The organism is Bradyrhizobium sp. Leo78, from assembly GCF_059512425.1.
In genome coordinates, this window is the sequence record NZ_JCAMOT010000155.1 from 1 (window position 1) to 990 (window position 990).

Genomic DNA, 990 nt, shown 5'->3' on the forward strand with positions numbered 1-990 from the left:
GGCCGAGATCAACAAGCGCGTCTCGCTGCACACCTTGCGGCACAGCTTCGCCACCCACCTCTTGGAGCAGAACATCGACGTCCGCGTCATCCAGGTGCTGCTCGGTCACGCCAAGCTCGACACCACGGCGCTCTATACCCGCGTCGCCACCAAGACGATCAGCGAGGTCATGAGCCCGTTGGAGCACATCGCGCTCAAGCTCAAGGAGATCCGGCCGCCCGGCTGACGCACGCGTGTCGCGCCCAGCCTTGGAGGTTGCGGACATCTTCCGCAACCATGGCCCGGCATGGCGTCAATCCCATGCCGGCCATGTCAGCCTCGACCAGATGAAGGTGATGTCGGCGATCGAGCGCTGCCGCACGGCGGCCCTCGGCGGCCATGTCGCGCGCTGCGCGGACTGCGCCTATACGACCATCGCCTACAACTCCTGCCGCAACCGGCACTGCCCGAAGTGTCAGGGCGCCGCCGCCAAGGACTGGCTCGCCGACCGCGAAGCCGACCTATTGCCGGTGCCGTACTATCATGTCGTGTTCACGCTGCCAGGAGCGATCGCCGACATCGCCTACCAGAACAAGGCCGTCCTCTACGACCTGCTGTTCAAGGTCTCGGCCGAGACCATGCTGACGATCGCCGCCGATCCGAAGCATCTGGGGGCCAGGATCGGCATCACCTCCGTGCTGCACACCTGGGGCTCGGCGCTGACCCATCATCCCCATGTGCACATGATCGTGCCGGGCGGCGGCATCTCGCCTGACGGCCAGCGCTGGGTGTCCTGCCGGCTGGGCTTCTTCCTGCCCGTGCGCGTACTCTCCCGCCTGTTCCGGCGAGTGTTCCAGGAGAAGCTCGTCGCGGCCCACCAGGCCGGCCGCCTGAGCTTCTTCGGCGATCACGCCCATCTCGCCGAGGCGCAATCCTTCGCGGCTTATCTCGCACCGCTGCGCAAGGCCGAATGGGTTGTCTACGCCAAGCGGCCGTTCGGTGGGCCAGAGG

2 protein-coding genes are annotated in these 990 nt (G+C 66.6%); both read left to right on the top strand.

Annotation, left to right across the window (positions count from 1 at the left end):
- The coding region (locus AC5ZG1_RS44005) for a tyrosine-type recombinase/integrase (protein WP_464350127.1) at positions 1-226 on the top strand (226 nt) is incomplete at its 5' end.
- A 7-nt stretch (positions 227-233) separates the two neighbouring features.
- On the top strand, positions 234-990 hold a 757-nt coding region (locus AC5ZG1_RS44010; protein WP_496136520.1), incomplete at its 3' end, for an IS91 family transposase.